This window comes from Catenulispora subtropica, from assembly GCF_039531675.1.
Classification (GTDB): Bacteria; Actinomycetota; Actinomycetes; order Streptomycetales; family Catenulisporaceae; genus Catenulispora; species Catenulispora subtropica.
Genome location: NZ_BAAAQM010000064.1, coordinates 1 through 13,752 on the forward strand (window position 1 = coordinate 1; position 13,752 = coordinate 13,752).

A 13,752-nucleotide genomic window follows, 5' to 3' on the forward strand; every position below is an offset into this window, starting at 1 on the left:
GCGGGCCAGTTGCGGGTTCACGCGGACACCACCTTCATCGCGGCGTTCACGGGGTCTGCGGCCTGCCGGCCGGCCGGGACGATAGCAGCAGCAAATCGTGGCTGCCCGCGGTTCGGATCGTTCACCGGGCGTTCTCCACGGCGTGATGTTCCAGCGATCGGCGCGGTGATCGCCCACCGGGCCAGGCGGCGTGATGGGGTCGACTTGTACGTTCCTGCGGCGACGCGGTTCGGCCGCTCAAGATCGTTGAGTGCGTGATCGTGACAGAACGCTGAGGAGCGCGGTGCCGCGCTTCGTGCCGGTTCCGGCGATGTCATTCACGTTCGACCTGCCCGATGCGACGCGAGATCGCCCGCCTATTCCCCTTCCGCGTCGAGCGCGTCCAGCGTCACGGCCACCTCGTCCATCCACGCCAGTACGCCCTGCTCGTAGTGGATTCCGAAGCGGACGGTGCTGCGGAGCAGCTTGTCGGCGATGTCGTCGGCGATGGCCAGATACTGCTTCAGGCGGCGCTCGTGCAGGACGCGGTGCTCGGCCACGTAGCCGCGTAATGTGTCGCGGTCGATGAAGGTGCCGAAGGCCAAGGTCAGGAGCAGGGGGAAGCGGATCTGCTCGGCGCCGGGGGGTTCGGCGAGCCAGGTGGCGAAGGCGGCGCGGCCGGCGTCGGTGAGCTCGTAGGGGCGGCGGGAGCGCGGTCCCACGGGGCCGGCGGTGACCAGGTCGCGGGAGGCCAGGGTGGCCAGCTCGCGGTAGACCTGGCTGCGGGTCAGGCTCCAGAAGTCGCCGATCAGGTCCTCGGCGATGCCGACCAGTTCGTAGCCGCTGGCGGGGCCGCGGTGCAGGAACCCCAGGAGGGAGGCCGCCGTGCTGTTCAGCTTGTCCGCGGGTGGGGTGCGGTCCATGGCGGGTCTCCTCGTCGGGTGCCTTGACAGTGCATTGCGGATCGTATTTGAATGACGAGCGTCATAGTCCACTGTGTCATGTCAATGTGACCTGTCAATGTGACCGGTGGTTGTGGTCGGTGACCGTGGACTGTCGTCGTGACCTCACGAACAGGGGAAGCTCATGACCGCCGATTACGCCCCGGGCTTCACCAGCCTGGCCGCCGAGGTCGAGGACGTCGCCCTACCGGTGGACGGCGAGCTGCCGGCCTGGCTGTCCGGGACGCTGTTCCGGAACGGGCCGGCGCGCTTCGAGGCCGGGAAGGTCCCGTTCCGGCACTGGTTCGACGGGCAGGCGATGCTGCACCGGTTCGCCGTCGGCGACGGTGCCGTCTCGTACACCAACCGCTTCATCGACTCGGCGACCAAGCGCGCCACCGACGCCGGCCGGATCGGGTACCGCGAGTTCGCCTCGGATCCCTGCCAGCGCTACTTCTCGCGGCTGTTCACCCGGTTCCGTCCCGCTCCCCGGTTCGTGCCGAACGCGAACGTCAACATCGTGCCGATGGCCGAGGGCCTGACCGCCCTCACCGAGGTGCCGCTGGCCGCGTCGTTCGACGCGAAGACGCTCGCCACCGTCGGGGTCGCCGCCTACACCGACAGCCTGGACGGCCGGGTCACCACCGCGCACCCGCATCAGAGCCCGCGTACCGGCGACCTGGTGAACTACCTGCTGTCCTTCGGTCAAAACAGCTTCTACCAGGTCTATCGGCAGCCCGTGACGAGTATGGCGCGGGACCTGGTCGCACGGATCCCGGTGGCGCGGCCCGGCTACATGCACAGCTTCGCCATCACGGAGAACTTCGTCGTGCTCGCGGAGTTCCCGCTGACCGTGAATCCTCTCAAGCTGCTGCTGTCCGGCAAGCCGTTCATCGACAACTATCGCTGGGACCCGCAGGGCGAAACGCGATTCCTCGTCGTCGACATGCGGAACGGCTCACTGCGCGGGGACTTCCGTACCGCGCCGTTCTTCGCCTTCCACCACATCAACGCTTTCGAGCAAGGGGACGTACTCGTCCTCGACATCTGCGCCTACGAGGACGCCTCCGTCATCGACGCGCTGCGTCTCGACGCCCTTCGCGATGAGGTGGCGGGGAAGTTCGCCTTCCCGACGCGATACGAGATCGATCTGGACGCCGGAACCGTGAGTTCGCGCCGCCTGGCCGGCGTTCCGCTGGAGCTTCCGCGCATCCACTACGGGCAGCACAACGGGCACCCCTACCGATACGCCTACGGGATCACCGGAGACAGCGAAGGCCCGGTGGTGGCGCGGGGCCTGGCCAAGGTGGACGTGGAGACCGGCGGGAGCCGGGAGTGGTCCCAGCCGCGGAACTACCCCGGGGAGCCGGTGTTCGTGCCCGAGCCCGGCGCGGACGCCGAGGACCAAGGCGTGGTGCTGTCCGTGGTCCTCGACGCCGACGCCGGTACCTCGAAACTCGTGGTTCTGGACGCGCAGTCGTTCCAGGAACTGGCTTCGGCGAAGGTTCCGCACACGATCCCTTTCGGGTTCCATGGGTTGTTCCACAGCGCACGCTGAGAGCGCGTGCTGGCTGGCGAGCCGGCGGCGGGCACGAACCCCCGGTCCCCGCTACTGCCGGGTCACGAACGGCCGCCCGGTCTCGGGATCCCGGCCGGTCTTCAGCGCGATGACGGGAACTTCGCCCGGCACGAACCCGAACACCTGCCCGTAGAACGACAGCTCCGCCTCCAGCGCTGTGATCTGGTTCTCCGCCTTTCTGAAACCGTGCTGTTCCCCGGCGAAGAGCAGGAAGGCATAAGGGATGTCCTTGTCCGCGAGCGCCGCCGCGAACTTCTCGGACTGCGACGGAGGGACGACCGGGTCGTCCTCGCCCTGGAGCAGCAGGACCGGGCAGCTCAGGTCGTCGACGCGGTTCACCGGTGCGCGATCGTCGTAGGTCTGGCGGGCTTCGGGCAGTGGGCCGATCAGAGAGTCGAGGTAGCGGGACTCGAAGTCGTGGGTGCTGGTGGCGAGCAGGCTCAGGTCCGAGACGCCGAACAGGGATGTGCCGCACGTGAACACGTCGGTGCCGACGAGGGCGGCCAGGGTCGTCCAGCCGCCTGCGCTGCCGCCGCTGATCGCGAGCCGGGATCGGTCGGCGCGGCCGGTGGCGGCCAGCCCGGTGACGGCGGCGACGGAGTCCTCGACGTCCACCACGCCCCACTGGCCGCGTAGGCGGTTGCGGTATTCGCGGCCGTAGCCGGTCGATCCTCCATAGTTGACGTCCAGAACGCCGATGCCGCGGCTGGTCAAGTACGCGATGTCGAGGCTGAACGTCATCGTGGCGTGCGCTGTCGGGCCGCCGTGGACGTGGACGACGTAAGGGGGCAGTTCGCCCTCGGGTGCGGCGAAGTCCCGGTTGTTCGGCGGGTAGACGAGCGCGTGGACCTCGCGGCCGTCGGGGCCGTTGAACACCGCGGGCTCCGGGTTCGGCAGGTAGCCGGCATCCGGGAGCGAGGCGGGGTCCACGGACTCGGCGACGACGTCCAGGGCGCCGGTGGCCGTGTCGAGCCGGAGGACCCGCGTCGGGGTGGTCGGGCCGGCCGCCGTGCTGGCGACGACGACGCCGTCGGTCGCCAGGGAGAACCAGGCGGTGTAGGGGAGATCGAGGTCTGTCAGCTCTCCGGTGGCCGAGTCGAGGACGCCGAGGCTTTGGCTCCCGACGCCGTGCGCCGTGACGACGCGGCCGTCGCGCAGCACGACGTAGTCGTTCCAGCCCAGGACCCACGGCGGCGTGCCGAACTCCTCGGCGCGCGGGCAAAGCGGCTGCGGTGCGCCCGCCGAGTCTTCGGTGCCGACGCGGTAGAGGTTCCACCAGCCGGACCGGTCCGAGACGGCATAGAGCGTCGTTTCGTCCACCCACTCCGGCTGCATCACCGACTCCTCAGCGCCGCCGAGCAGTGTCGTCGGCTTGCCGAGCACTCCGTCCTCGTCGATCTCCGCGACCCGCAGGAGCGTGCCGTCCCACGGCATGTTCGGGTGGTCCCATCCGATCCAGGCCAGACGGCTGCCGTCCGGAGAGATCCGGGGTGAGGCGAGGAAGCGGGTGTCGGTGCCGAGGACTCGGATCGCGCTTTCGTCAGAGTCGGCGCCCGTGCCGGAGAGCGGTACGGCGACGAACGCGCGACGGACCTCGTGGTCTTCGGTGTGGGACTCCCGCACGCACCAGATCTCTCGGCCGTCGTGCGACAAGGTCAGTTCGGCATAGCGCAGCGCCGCGGGCTGCGAAGGCTCGGGCGTCAACGCGAGGGGCTCGGAAGCGCCGGGGGAGAGCCGGTACAGCCTTTGGTCGGCGAAGTTCGCGAAGATCAGTGCGTGGCCGTCGCCCTCGGGGATCGCGATCCACGGCCGGCCGCCGTACTCGTGGACTCGGGTGCGCGCGTACCAGGGCGCGGGGAGCAGCTCCGTGGCCCCGCTCCCGTCGGCGGGCGAGCGCATCACGGTGATCCGGCCGCCCTCGTCGGGCCGGCTCTGGCTCCACCAGATCTCGTCGCCCACCACCGCGGCTCTGGCCACGAGCTTCGCGCCGCGGGCGATGTCGGCGGCGCTGATCGGAGAACACCAGGTGCCAAAGGGCGAGATCGTTGTCATGCCACAACAGTAGGCGGCGGCGATAGCCGCCGCCGGAGTTGCTACCTGAACGCGAAAGCCGCGCCATGGCGAACGAGTCGTTCTCGCCCATCACGACATCAGGACTCTGATATCTACCGCTTGAAAAGATTTACTCCGGGCTCGACGCCGGCGAGCAACCAGCCCCGCTTCTCAAGAAGCGAACACTGCGGACGACCGGCTTCCTAGGCGGGCGAGCAGCCCCGCCAACGGGCTGTCGCCGAGCGTGGCGAGGATGAAGCGTTCGCGCGGCGGGTCGGACGCGAGCGGCCGCCATGCCATCCCCGCATCCGCTGTGATGCCGTTCCGGGCTCGCAGGGTGACCAGGTTCTGGCTGGTGCGCAGGTGGTGGCGGTACAGGGCTTGACTGTGCGCGTCGACGACATGCAGTCGTGGCGACCAGCCGTGGCCGGTGAGATGGGCCAGGACATAGTCGGCGAAGCGCGGGTTGCGCCTGGCGGGGAACCACAGGAGTTCTTGGTCTGCGAGGTCGGCCCAGGTCAGGGCTCTGCGGTCGGCCAGCGGGTGGTCGGAGCGGAGCAGTACGCCCAGCGGCTCGTCGGCCAGGGTCAGCGTGGCCAGGCCTTCGACGGCGTGGAAGACCCGCATCACCCCGAAGGCCAGCGTGCCGGTCCGCAGCAGGTCGAGCTGCTCCTGGGAGTCGGCACCGGCGAACTCGACGTCCAGGGATCCGTCGTCGCCGAAGATCCGCTCGACCCGCGCCAGCAAGTGCTCCGGGGCGGAACCGCAGATCCCCACCTGGACCAGGCGGCGCGCGTCGCGCGCCTGGACCAGCGACGACTCGATCTCGGCCAGGGCACGGCTGGCGCTCGCGTACAGGATCCGGCCGCCCTCGGTCAGCTCCATCCCCTTGGGCCTGCGGTGGAACAGCGGGGCCCCGACCCGCCGTTCCAGGGTGCTGATCTGTTGACTCAGGCTGGGCTGCGTGATCCGCAGCACCCGTGCGGCCTCCGTCATCGTGCCCTCCTCGGCGACGGTGACGAAGTAGCGGAGATGGCGAAGTTCGACGTCCCGGTGGTCGTTCATGGCCGCTCCTTGCTGTGGCGATAGGTCCGAGCCTATGGCCTGGCCTCGCGGAGCTATTGGCGCGGCCGGGATCTCGTGGGCTTTCCTGGGTCTGAGCCGCCGATCAGGCGCTGCCGGACGGAGCACTTCGTCGCGCCGGCGACCTCTCATCCCTGGCTGAGGAGCCCACCATGTATCAGTTCGCCGTCAGCTTCGCCGTCCCCGCCGAGCGCCGCGAGGACTTCATCGCCGAGGCCCTGCGGAACGCCCGGGGCTCACTGGCCGACGAGCCGGGCTGCCTGCGGTTCGACGTCCTCGCCGACCCCGACGACGCGCTGCTGTTCCACCTCAACGAGGCGTACGAGGACAAGGCGGCCGTGGAGATCCACAAAGCCGGCGAGAACTTCCAGCGGTTCATCAAGGCCGTCTCGGAGTACGCCGACGGTCCGACGCGGCGCTTCACCGGGACGACCGTGGAAGAACCGGCCGCGTCATGAGCGCTCACCACGCCATCGTCGTCCTCGGCGCCGGGCCCGGTGGCCACACCGCGGCCATCCGTGCGGCGCAGCCGGGCCTGCCCACTGCGATCGTCGAAGCCGAGTACTGGGCGTCCCGTTTGATGGGGCCGAAGGGCACCGTCCACGGCCTCGTCGGGCAACGCGGTGCCAGCCGATGACCAACCTCTGAGAGCTGAGGAACCAGTCATGAAGATCGCCGAATTCCCCGCGTCGGCGGCGCGGGTCAGTGTGGCCGCCGCCTTGACGGAGGACATGGCCGCCGCCGACATCACCACCTTGTGGAGCGTCCCCGCCGACCTGATCGCCACCGCCGAGATCAGCACCCGCCAGCCCGGTGTCGCCGCCGGACTGCCCGTGATCCCCGAAGTGTTCGCCCAGACCGACCCGGAGGTCCAGGTCGAGGCCCTGGTCGCGGACGGCGCGCGGGTGCGGGCCGGGGACGTTCTGGTGCGGCTGACCGGATCGGCGCGCAGCCTGGTCACGGCCGAGCGCACAGTGTTGAACTTCCTCCAGCGCCTGTGCGGCATCGCCACCGTCACCGACCGCTTCGTCCAAGCCGTGGCCGGAACCCCGGCACGGATCCTGGACACCCGCAAGACCGCCCCGGGGCTGCGGGCGCTGGACAAGTACGCCGTCACCGCGGGCGGCGGCAGCAACCACCGGCTCGGCCTGGCCGCGATGGTCCTGCTGAAGGAGAACCACATCACGGCGGCGGGTGGGGTGACCGCGGCGATCGAGGCGGTCCGCAAGGGGATGGCCGAGGCCGGGACGAGCGTGCCGATCGACGTCGAAGTGCAGAACGTCGCGCAGGCCCGGGAAGCCCTCGAAGCGGGAGTCGGCTGGCTCCTGCTCGACAACATGGAACCGGCCGACATCGAAGAAGTGCTACGGATGAGAGCAGGCCGTCCCGGCGGCTCTGAGATCCTCCTGGAGGCCTCCGGCAACGTCACCTTGGACCGCGTCCGCGTCATCGCCGACACCGGCGTCGACCTCATCTCGATCGGCGCCCTGACGCACAGCGCGCCCGCGCTCGACCTGACGATGCTGATCACGATGGACGCGGCGCCGCGTCCGACGTGACGATCATCGACGCCTGCCGGCCCGACAGCCGGTGTACCGCCGACGGTGGGAACGACGCCCCGGCCGGAACCCGCACCTCAGGGGACGGCGCCTGACCCCCGGTCTTCATCGGCGATCTCGGGGACCGTGTCCGGCCGCTCGAGCCGTTCACGGCCCACCGTGACATGCCCCATGGTGCGGGGAAGGTCGTGGAGCGGCTGGGTCAGTGCTTGTACCGCCAGGAGCAGGGAGGCCGGCGGTATGCCGCGCGCGGTCATCATGTCCACGGTGAAGTCCAGGAACGCGGTGAACACCCTCGCGTCGTCGACGAAGACGGCGGCCGAGAGGTTGTCCATCAGAAAGCCGAGGTTCTCGACGACGAGATCGTGCGACTCCTCCGTGAGCTCGCCCAGGGGTGAGATGCGGCTCGTCACCTGCCGCACCATGGCGTCCAGCGCGGCACCCCGGCGGCCGGACAGTTCCGCGTACTCGCCGTCGGCCAGGTGGTCGAGGGTCGGATGACCGGTCAGCGGCGGCGGCCATCGGCGCAGCAGAATGTCGGCGGCTGCTCTGGCCGTGGGCGCGTACATGCTCGCGCCCAAGGAACGAGCCCAGACGCCTTCCGGGCCGAAGCCGCTGCCGCCGGCCAGCACCGGGACCCCGACCAGCCTGCACGCTTCGACGGCCCGGTACGCGCGAGGCAACCGGGCCGCGAGCATGCAGGACATCGCCATCAGGTCGGAGTCGTGCTGGTGCAGGTAGGAAACCAGATGCGCGGTGGGCACGGAGGAACCGAGGAAGTGCACTCTGAAGCCGCGCAGCCGCAGCACCTCCGACACCACCCGGGCTGGCAAACTGTGCCACTCACCGTCCGGGCAGGCCAACACCACGCTGCCGCGGCCGTCCCGCACAGCCCTGGTGGCGACGGCCAGCGCGGAGACCGCCCGGTCGCTGACGTAGGTCGCGGCGTGCTCCTGAGCCACGTTCCATTCGTTCGCCGCCCAGCGCGCGCCGACGGCCGCCTGGGCGGGAGCGATCAGGTCGAGCAGCAGGTCCTCGGCGCTGACGCCCCGGTCGAGCAGATCGAGGACCAGCGTGGTCGCCGCGGCCTCGTCGGCCTGGGCCAGACACTGGTCGAACGCGGTGCGGGCGTCGTCAGTGACGTCAGTGACGTCGGTGCCGCCGACAGGCTCGGCGGGCTCGGCTGACTCGGCGGGCTCGGCGGTCACCGCGGGCGTCCATCGACGGGCTCCGCGCGCTCGCTGCGCAGGGCCGGAGTGGCGGCCGGCTGGGCCGGCGGCGCCTGGATGACCAGCACGGCCAGGTCGTCGTGGGGGCGTCCGGCCAGCCACTGTCCGAGCAGCAGGTCGACGCGCTCGGCGACCGCTCCGGCCGGCATTCCGGCGCAGGTCGCCAGGTCCCGGATCAGCCGGTGCTCGCCGTACATCTCCTGCTCGGTCGGCCCGCCGCGGGCCTCGGTGATGCCGTCGCTGTACAGCAGCATCAGCTCGCCGGGCGCCAGGTGCACGGTGGCCTGCTCGAACTCGGCCTCGGGCAGCGCGCCGACCAGCGTCCCGCCGATGTCCACGTCCTCCACTCGTCCGTTCGTGCGAAGCACCAAGGGCGGGAGGTGCCCGCCGCCGGCCACCAGGACGTCGAGTCCGCCGTTCTCGGCGGGCCGGGCGGAACCGAAGACCATCGTGGCGAAGGTGGCCGTGCTGTCCTCGAGGAGTAGCTCGTTGAGCCGGTGCAGCACCGGGACCGGCTGGCTCTCCACCGCGGCGAGGGTCCGGAGGCTGCGCCGCACGCGCCCGCCGATCACCGCGGCCTCCACGCCACTGCCGCACACGTCTCCGAAGACGAAATCGGCGCCGCCGCCCACGGCGCTGGGCCTGACATGGTAGAAGTCCCCGCTAAGCTGCAGCCCCTCGTGAGCCGGCCGGTACGCCGCCGCCAGGTGGACGCCGGGGATCCGGGGCAGGGCGTCCGGCACCAACTCCTCGTGCATCGCCGACGCGGCGTCCGCCTGCTCGGTGTACAGAGCCGCCGCGGCCAGAGCCATGCCGGCCCGGGCGGCGAACTCCTCGGCAAGATCGGTGTCGGCTGCGTCGAACGCCGGCCGCCCCGATCCCCGGGCCAGTACCAGCACGCCGGACGGTGCGCCGACGCCGGGGAGTGTCACCACCAGCGCCTCGCCGTCGTCGTCCCGCCACGGCGCCAGGGCGTCGGCCAGCCCGGTCAGGTCCCGCCGCCCGCACCGCTCCGGCCGGGTGAGCAGGCCGCGCAGCGCCCTGGCCACCAGCGGCGCCTCCTCCGCCTCGGCCACCGTGAAGCGGCCGGACGCCTGATCGGGTCCGGCACGATGCCAGGCCGACCACGTGCCGTCGATCGGCAAGAACACCGCAGCGGTGTCGGCCAGGGCCGGCACGGCCGTCTTCACCACGGCCCGTACGGTCCGGCCCGGGTGGAGCGAGGCGCACAGGGTCCGGCCGGCCTCGGCCAGGAATTCCGAGCGGGTGCCCTGCGCCGCCTGCGACAGCAGGCGCTCGCGGTCACCGCTCTCGTCCCGGACCAGCCAGGCGTGGCCGCCGACCCCCCACAGGCTGTCGCGCTCGACCCTCCGCCCGGATAGCTCTCGCCCCTCGACCTCGGCCTCGAAAAGCTTGTCGCCCCGCGCCGCTGCCCGGCCCAAGGGCCCGGTCGGCGCCTCGCCGAGCCGCAACCCGGGCAGGAGCCTCCAGGCTGGGGCGTTGCACCAGCGCAGCTTCCCCGCCTGGTCGCAGACCACCACGGCCTGGTCCACGAGATCGAGCAGTCCGGCGAGCTCGGCGGCGTCCGGCCGCACTCCAGGGGCGTCGGAGGCGGCGGGCTCTCCGGCCTCACCGGGCCGTCGGACGGGCTGTGGCCCGTGCTTCGCCACCGACACCTGACTGCCCTCCTGATGAGCAGATCGGCTCACGACAAGATCTCCTTTCGCCCTCACCGTCCCACACGGCGTTCTCAACCAATAGAGCCTTTCGGCCCAAAGCCGGTGGGGTCGGCTGTTCCTCTCCGACCTGGTGCGCCGGCGTGGACGCGTCCGAGCAATGCTGCGGGGCCGATCGTCTGAATGGGCTCGTCCAGGCGGGCTGTCGCCGTGTGGCGTCGGGACGATGACAGCGCACGCAGCCGTATCAGACGCGCAGCCCGACCCTGGAGGTTCGAGATGTCCATCAATGGCGAGTGGTTCAACGAATTCGGATCGGTCATGTCCATCACGCTTCCGTCCGGCGAGCCCGGGGCGCTTCACGGCTTCTACAACTCGCAGGTCGGTGAGGCGATCGGTGCCTATCCGCTGGTGGGGTACATCGGTGAACCCGAAGAGGCGGGCTTCGGCATTCCGCTCGGCTGGGCGGTCTCGTGGCGGGGCGAGCGCCGGAACGCCTTCTCGGTGACCTGCTGGAGCGGGCAGTATCTGCAGGACGTGGAGCAGATCCTCGCGACTTGGCTGCTGACGCGTTCGATGGAGGTCGGCAACGCCTGGGAAGCCACGGTGATCGGACACGACGTGTTCCGACGGGAGAAGCCCACTGCTGAAGACGTTGCACGCTCATTGCGATCCAACCGGCCGCTGTCGCATCCGGCGAGCAGGTCCGTGGCCGGGCCGGAACTCCTCTGACCGGCTCACAGATTGCGGCACGGCCTGAGGCACGCAGCAGGGCCCCGCCCGCCGCTGAGCGCTCTCGGTATGGCCCAGGAAGGCTTCCAGGCCCGCAGGTAAGGGCCGCTAGTCAGCCCTTGCCGCTCGGCGGCGTATCAGCAGGCGGCGTAGTTCGTCGGCTCCCCACACGATGAAGGGGAACGGCGCGGCGAACGCGAGCATCGCCGGGGTGAGTGCGGCGGTGTCCAGCAGATCCTGGAACGGCGGGGCGTAGATCAAGAGCGCCGCCAGGGCCAGCTCGAAGACGATGCCCCACAGCAGCAGCGGGTTGCTCCAGAAACCCACCGAGCGCAGTGAGGCGCGCTCGGTGCGGGCCGCGAACGCCGTGCCGATCTGTCCGGCGATCATGCCGAAGAAGGTCATCGTCGTGGCCTGCCGGTAGGCGTGGTGCAGGGGCTGGCCGGGGCCGGTGGGGTCGCCGGGGTGCCAGCCGGCGCCGTACAGCACGTAGAAGAAGCCTGCCATCTCCAGCGCCGCACAGATGACGCCGAGAAACAGCCAGGCCCGTATCAGCATCCCCGGTTGGATGACGCCCTGGGAGCGTGGGCGGGGCGGGCGGCGCATCGTCCCGGGCTCGGCGGGTTCGCGCCCCAGCGCCAGCGCCGGCAGCGTCTCGGTGCCGACGTCGAAAGCCAGCAGCTGCAGCACCGTCAGCGGCAGGGGGATGGCGCCGCCGCCCAGGGCGAACACGAGGAACGGGACGATCTCGGGGGTGGTGTGGGCGAAGATGTACACCATGAACTTGCGGATGTTGTCGTAGACCTGGCGCCCGGCCTCGACCGCCGCGACGATGGTGGCGAAGTTGTCGTCGGTGAGCACCATCGTGGCGGCCTCGCGGGCCACGTCGGTCCCGGAGCGGCCCATGGCCACGCCGATGTCGGCGCGGCGCAGCGCCGGGGCGTCGTTGACCCCGTCGCCGGTCATGGCCACCACGTGGCCCTCGGCGCGCAGAGCGTCGGCGATCCGCAGTTTGGCCTCCGGCGAGCTGCGGGCGAAGATCAACTCCCGGTTCCCCCGCAGGAACGCGTCCAGGTTCTGCTCCGGCATCCGCTCCAGTTCCGCGCCGGTGATCACGATCGGATGCCCGCCGCCGATACCGACCTGCCCGGCGATGGCGGTGGCGGTCAGCGCGTGGTCGCCGGAGACGACGTTGATCCGGATACCCGCGCCGTGGCAGTCGGCGACCGCGCCGGCCACTTCGGGGCGAGGCGGGTCCAGCATGGCCACCAAACCGAGCAGCACGAGGTCGCGTTCGGCCGCCTCCCGGTGATCCGGCAGCGGCGCCCCGGCGTCCAGGGGCCGTTCGGCGACGGCGAGGACGCGCAGGCCCTGCCGGGCGAACGCGTCGACGTGCTGCTCGACGGCCCGGCGGCGCTCGGGCGTGAGCGGCACGGTCCGGCCGTCGGCCTCGGCGATCGCGGTGCAGTGCCGCAGCAGCGCCTCGGGGGCTCCCTTCGCGTCGACCCAGACGCCGCCGTCGCGGTCGTCCAGAGTGGACATCAGCTTCAGCACCGGGTCGAACCGGAAGCGGCGACGGTGGTGACGGTCACGCTCCGTCGGGTCCACGCTGCTTCCCAGACGGGCCGCGGCTTGAAGCAGTGCCACCTCGGTGGGGTCGCCGATGGTGTCGTCGGCGGTGCCGAGCTGCGCGCTGTTGCAGAACGCGATCACCGTGGCCAGTCTGCGCAGGGCGATGTCGGCGGGACCGGAGGCGCGTCCGGGGTCGTCCAGGCGGTGGATGCCGCCGGCGGTCCAGACGGTGGTCACCTGCATCCGGTTCTCGGTCAGGGTGCCGGTCTTGTCCGTGCAGATCACATCGGTCGACCCGAGCGTCTCCACCGCGCTCAGCCGCTTGACCACCGCGCCGCGGCGCACCAGGGAGCGCACCCCGAGAGCCAGGGCCAGGGTGATCACCGGCAGCAGGCCTTCGGGCACGTTGCCGACCAGCAGCCCGACGGCGAACACGACCGAGTTCTTGACCGAGAGCCCCGCGCCGAAGGTCGCTATCGGGATGAACGCGATGCCGCAGATCAACGCGATCAGGGCGATCAGCCACGCCACCCGGCGGACCTGGTCCTCCAGCGGGCTCTGCTCGCGCTCGACCCGCTCGGACAGTGCCGCGATCCGTCCCAGTTCGGTGTGCATCCCGGTGGCGAACACCACCGCCCGCGCTTCCCCCTCGGTGCATGTCGTGCCGCTGAACACCAGGTCGCGTGCCTGGATCCGCGGGATGTGGGCACCGTCGGTCAGTTCCGCGGAGCGGTAGACCGGCATCGACTCCCCGGTCAGTGTCGAGGTGTCGACGTCGATGCCGCCGGCCATCAGCCGGGCGTCCGCCGAGATCCGGTCGCCCTCCTCGATCACCAGGACGTCGCCGGGAACCAGCGAAGCCGCCGGGACCACCTGCATCCGGCCGTCACGCTGGGCCTTGGCCTCGGCCGGCAAGTACGCGGCCAGCGCCTCCACCGCGCGCTCGGCCTGCATCTCCTGGGCGAACGCGAAGACGGCGTTGAGGACGATCACCACCACGATCGCCAGAGCCACCGCGGCGATGCCGGCCACCCAGGCCAGTGCCGCGGCCGCCCACAACAGCAGGGCCAACGGGTGCGTGAACTGCCGGGCCAACTCCCCAGGCCAGCGCGTGCCACCCCGGCGCTTCAACTCGTTCGGACCGTAATGGACCAAGCGCCGCGCCGCTTCCCGCGAGCTGAGCCCGTCACGGCTGCCGCGCAGATCCCGCAACAGCAAGTCCACCCGCTCCGTGGGATCGGGTGTCAGCCGGTCCCTTTCCGTCTCAGGCTCGCTCAAGACAGCCCCTCAGGTGCCCTTCGGACGCGACAAGGCGCGGCCGAAGCAGTCGGCCGTGCGATCGACAGGCCT

General features: G+C 70.8%; 10 protein-coding genes and 1 pseudogene. 5 read left to right on the top strand and 6 right to left on the bottom strand.

The features are described from left to right. Positions 1-356: 356 nt before the first annotated feature. Entirely contained in the window at positions 357-902 is a 546-nt protein-coding gene (locus ABD466_RS37345) for a PadR family transcriptional regulator (protein WP_344661998.1), read from the bottom strand. 163 nt (positions 903-1,065) lie between these two features. Between ABD466_RS37345 and ABD466_RS37350 the strand changes: the two genes are divergently transcribed. Then, positions 1,066-2,478 carry a carotenoid oxygenase family protein gene (locus ABD466_RS37350; RefSeq protein ID WP_344661999.1) on the top strand — a complete coding sequence of 471 codons (1,413 nt, stop codon included), beginning with the start codon at positions 1,066-1,068 and terminating at the stop codon, positions 2,476-2,478. A 51-nt stretch (positions 2,479-2,529) separates the two neighbouring features. On the opposite strand, the gene ABD466_RS37355 is transcribed toward ABD466_RS37350, so the two are convergent. Together ABD466_RS37355 and ABD466_RS37360 are read right to left on the bottom strand one after the other, a co-directional pair. Next, positions 2,530-4,551, bottom strand: a complete 2,022-nt coding sequence (locus ABD466_RS37355; RefSeq protein WP_344662000.1) for a S9 family peptidase — start codon at positions 4,549-4,551, stop codon at positions 2,530-2,532. A 171-nt stretch (positions 4,552-4,722) separates the two neighbouring features. Then, positions 4,723-5,616: a LysR family transcriptional regulator gene (locus ABD466_RS37360; protein WP_344662001.1), complete on the bottom strand. Its 894-nt coding sequence runs from the start codon at positions 5,614-5,616 to the stop codon at positions 4,723-4,725. 170 nt (positions 5,617-5,786) lie between these two features. Between ABD466_RS37360 and ABD466_RS37365 the strand changes: the two genes are divergently transcribed. The 3 genes and pseudogenes from ABD466_RS37365 (at position 5,787) to nadC (ending at position 7,193) form a co-directional block, all read left to right on the top strand. Next, the gene (locus tag ABD466_RS37365; RefSeq protein WP_344662002.1) at positions 5,787-6,092 is read left to right on the top strand and encodes a putative quinol monooxygenase; all 306 of its coding nucleotides are present in this window, start codon (positions 5,787-5,789) and stop codon (positions 6,090-6,092) included. Continuing rightward, positions 6,089-6,202 (top strand): annotated as a pseudogene (locus ABD466_RS37370) (FAD-dependent oxidoreductase); the annotation flags it as partial. The gene ABD466_RS37365 and the pseudogene ABD466_RS37370, both read left to right, overlap by 4 nt. A gap of 97 nt (positions 6,203-6,299) precedes the next feature. After that, on the top strand, positions 6,300-7,193 hold the full coding sequence (nadC, locus tag ABD466_RS37375; protein WP_344662003.1) for a carboxylating nicotinate-nucleotide diphosphorylase: 894 nt from the start codon (positions 6,300-6,302) through the stop codon (positions 7,191-7,193). Between the two features lie 77 nt (positions 7,194-7,270). Here nadC and ABD466_RS37380 read toward each other — a convergent pair whose 3' ends face one another. Next, on the bottom strand, positions 7,271-8,401 hold the full coding sequence (locus ABD466_RS37380) for a cobalamin B12-binding domain-containing protein (protein WP_344662004.1): 1,131 nt from the start codon (positions 8,399-8,401) through the stop codon (positions 7,271-7,273). Continuing rightward, a complete protein-coding gene (locus ABD466_RS37385; RefSeq protein ID WP_344662005.1) occupies positions 8,398-10,131 on the bottom strand; it encodes a PP2C family protein-serine/threonine phosphatase in 1,734 nt (577 codons plus the stop codon). Before ABD466_RS37385 ends, ABD466_RS37380 begins: the two co-directional genes overlap by 4 nt. Before the next feature lie 246 nt (positions 10,132-10,377). Here ABD466_RS37385 and ABD466_RS37390 point away from each other — a divergent pair, with 246 nt between their 5' ends. Next, positions 10,378-10,830: an avidin/streptavidin family protein gene (locus ABD466_RS37390; protein WP_344662006.1), complete on the top strand. Its 453-nt coding sequence runs from the start codon at positions 10,378-10,380 to the stop codon at positions 10,828-10,830. Positions 10,831-10,938: 108 nt separating this feature from the next. Here the strand turns inward: ABD466_RS37390 and ABD466_RS37395 are convergent, their stop codons facing one another. Then, positions 10,939-13,680, bottom strand: coding sequence for a cation-translocating P-type ATPase (locus tag ABD466_RS37395; RefSeq protein ID WP_344662007.1), 2,742 nt, complete (start codon positions 13,678-13,680; stop codon positions 10,939-10,941). Between the last annotated feature and the right edge of the window lie 72 nt (positions 13,681-13,752).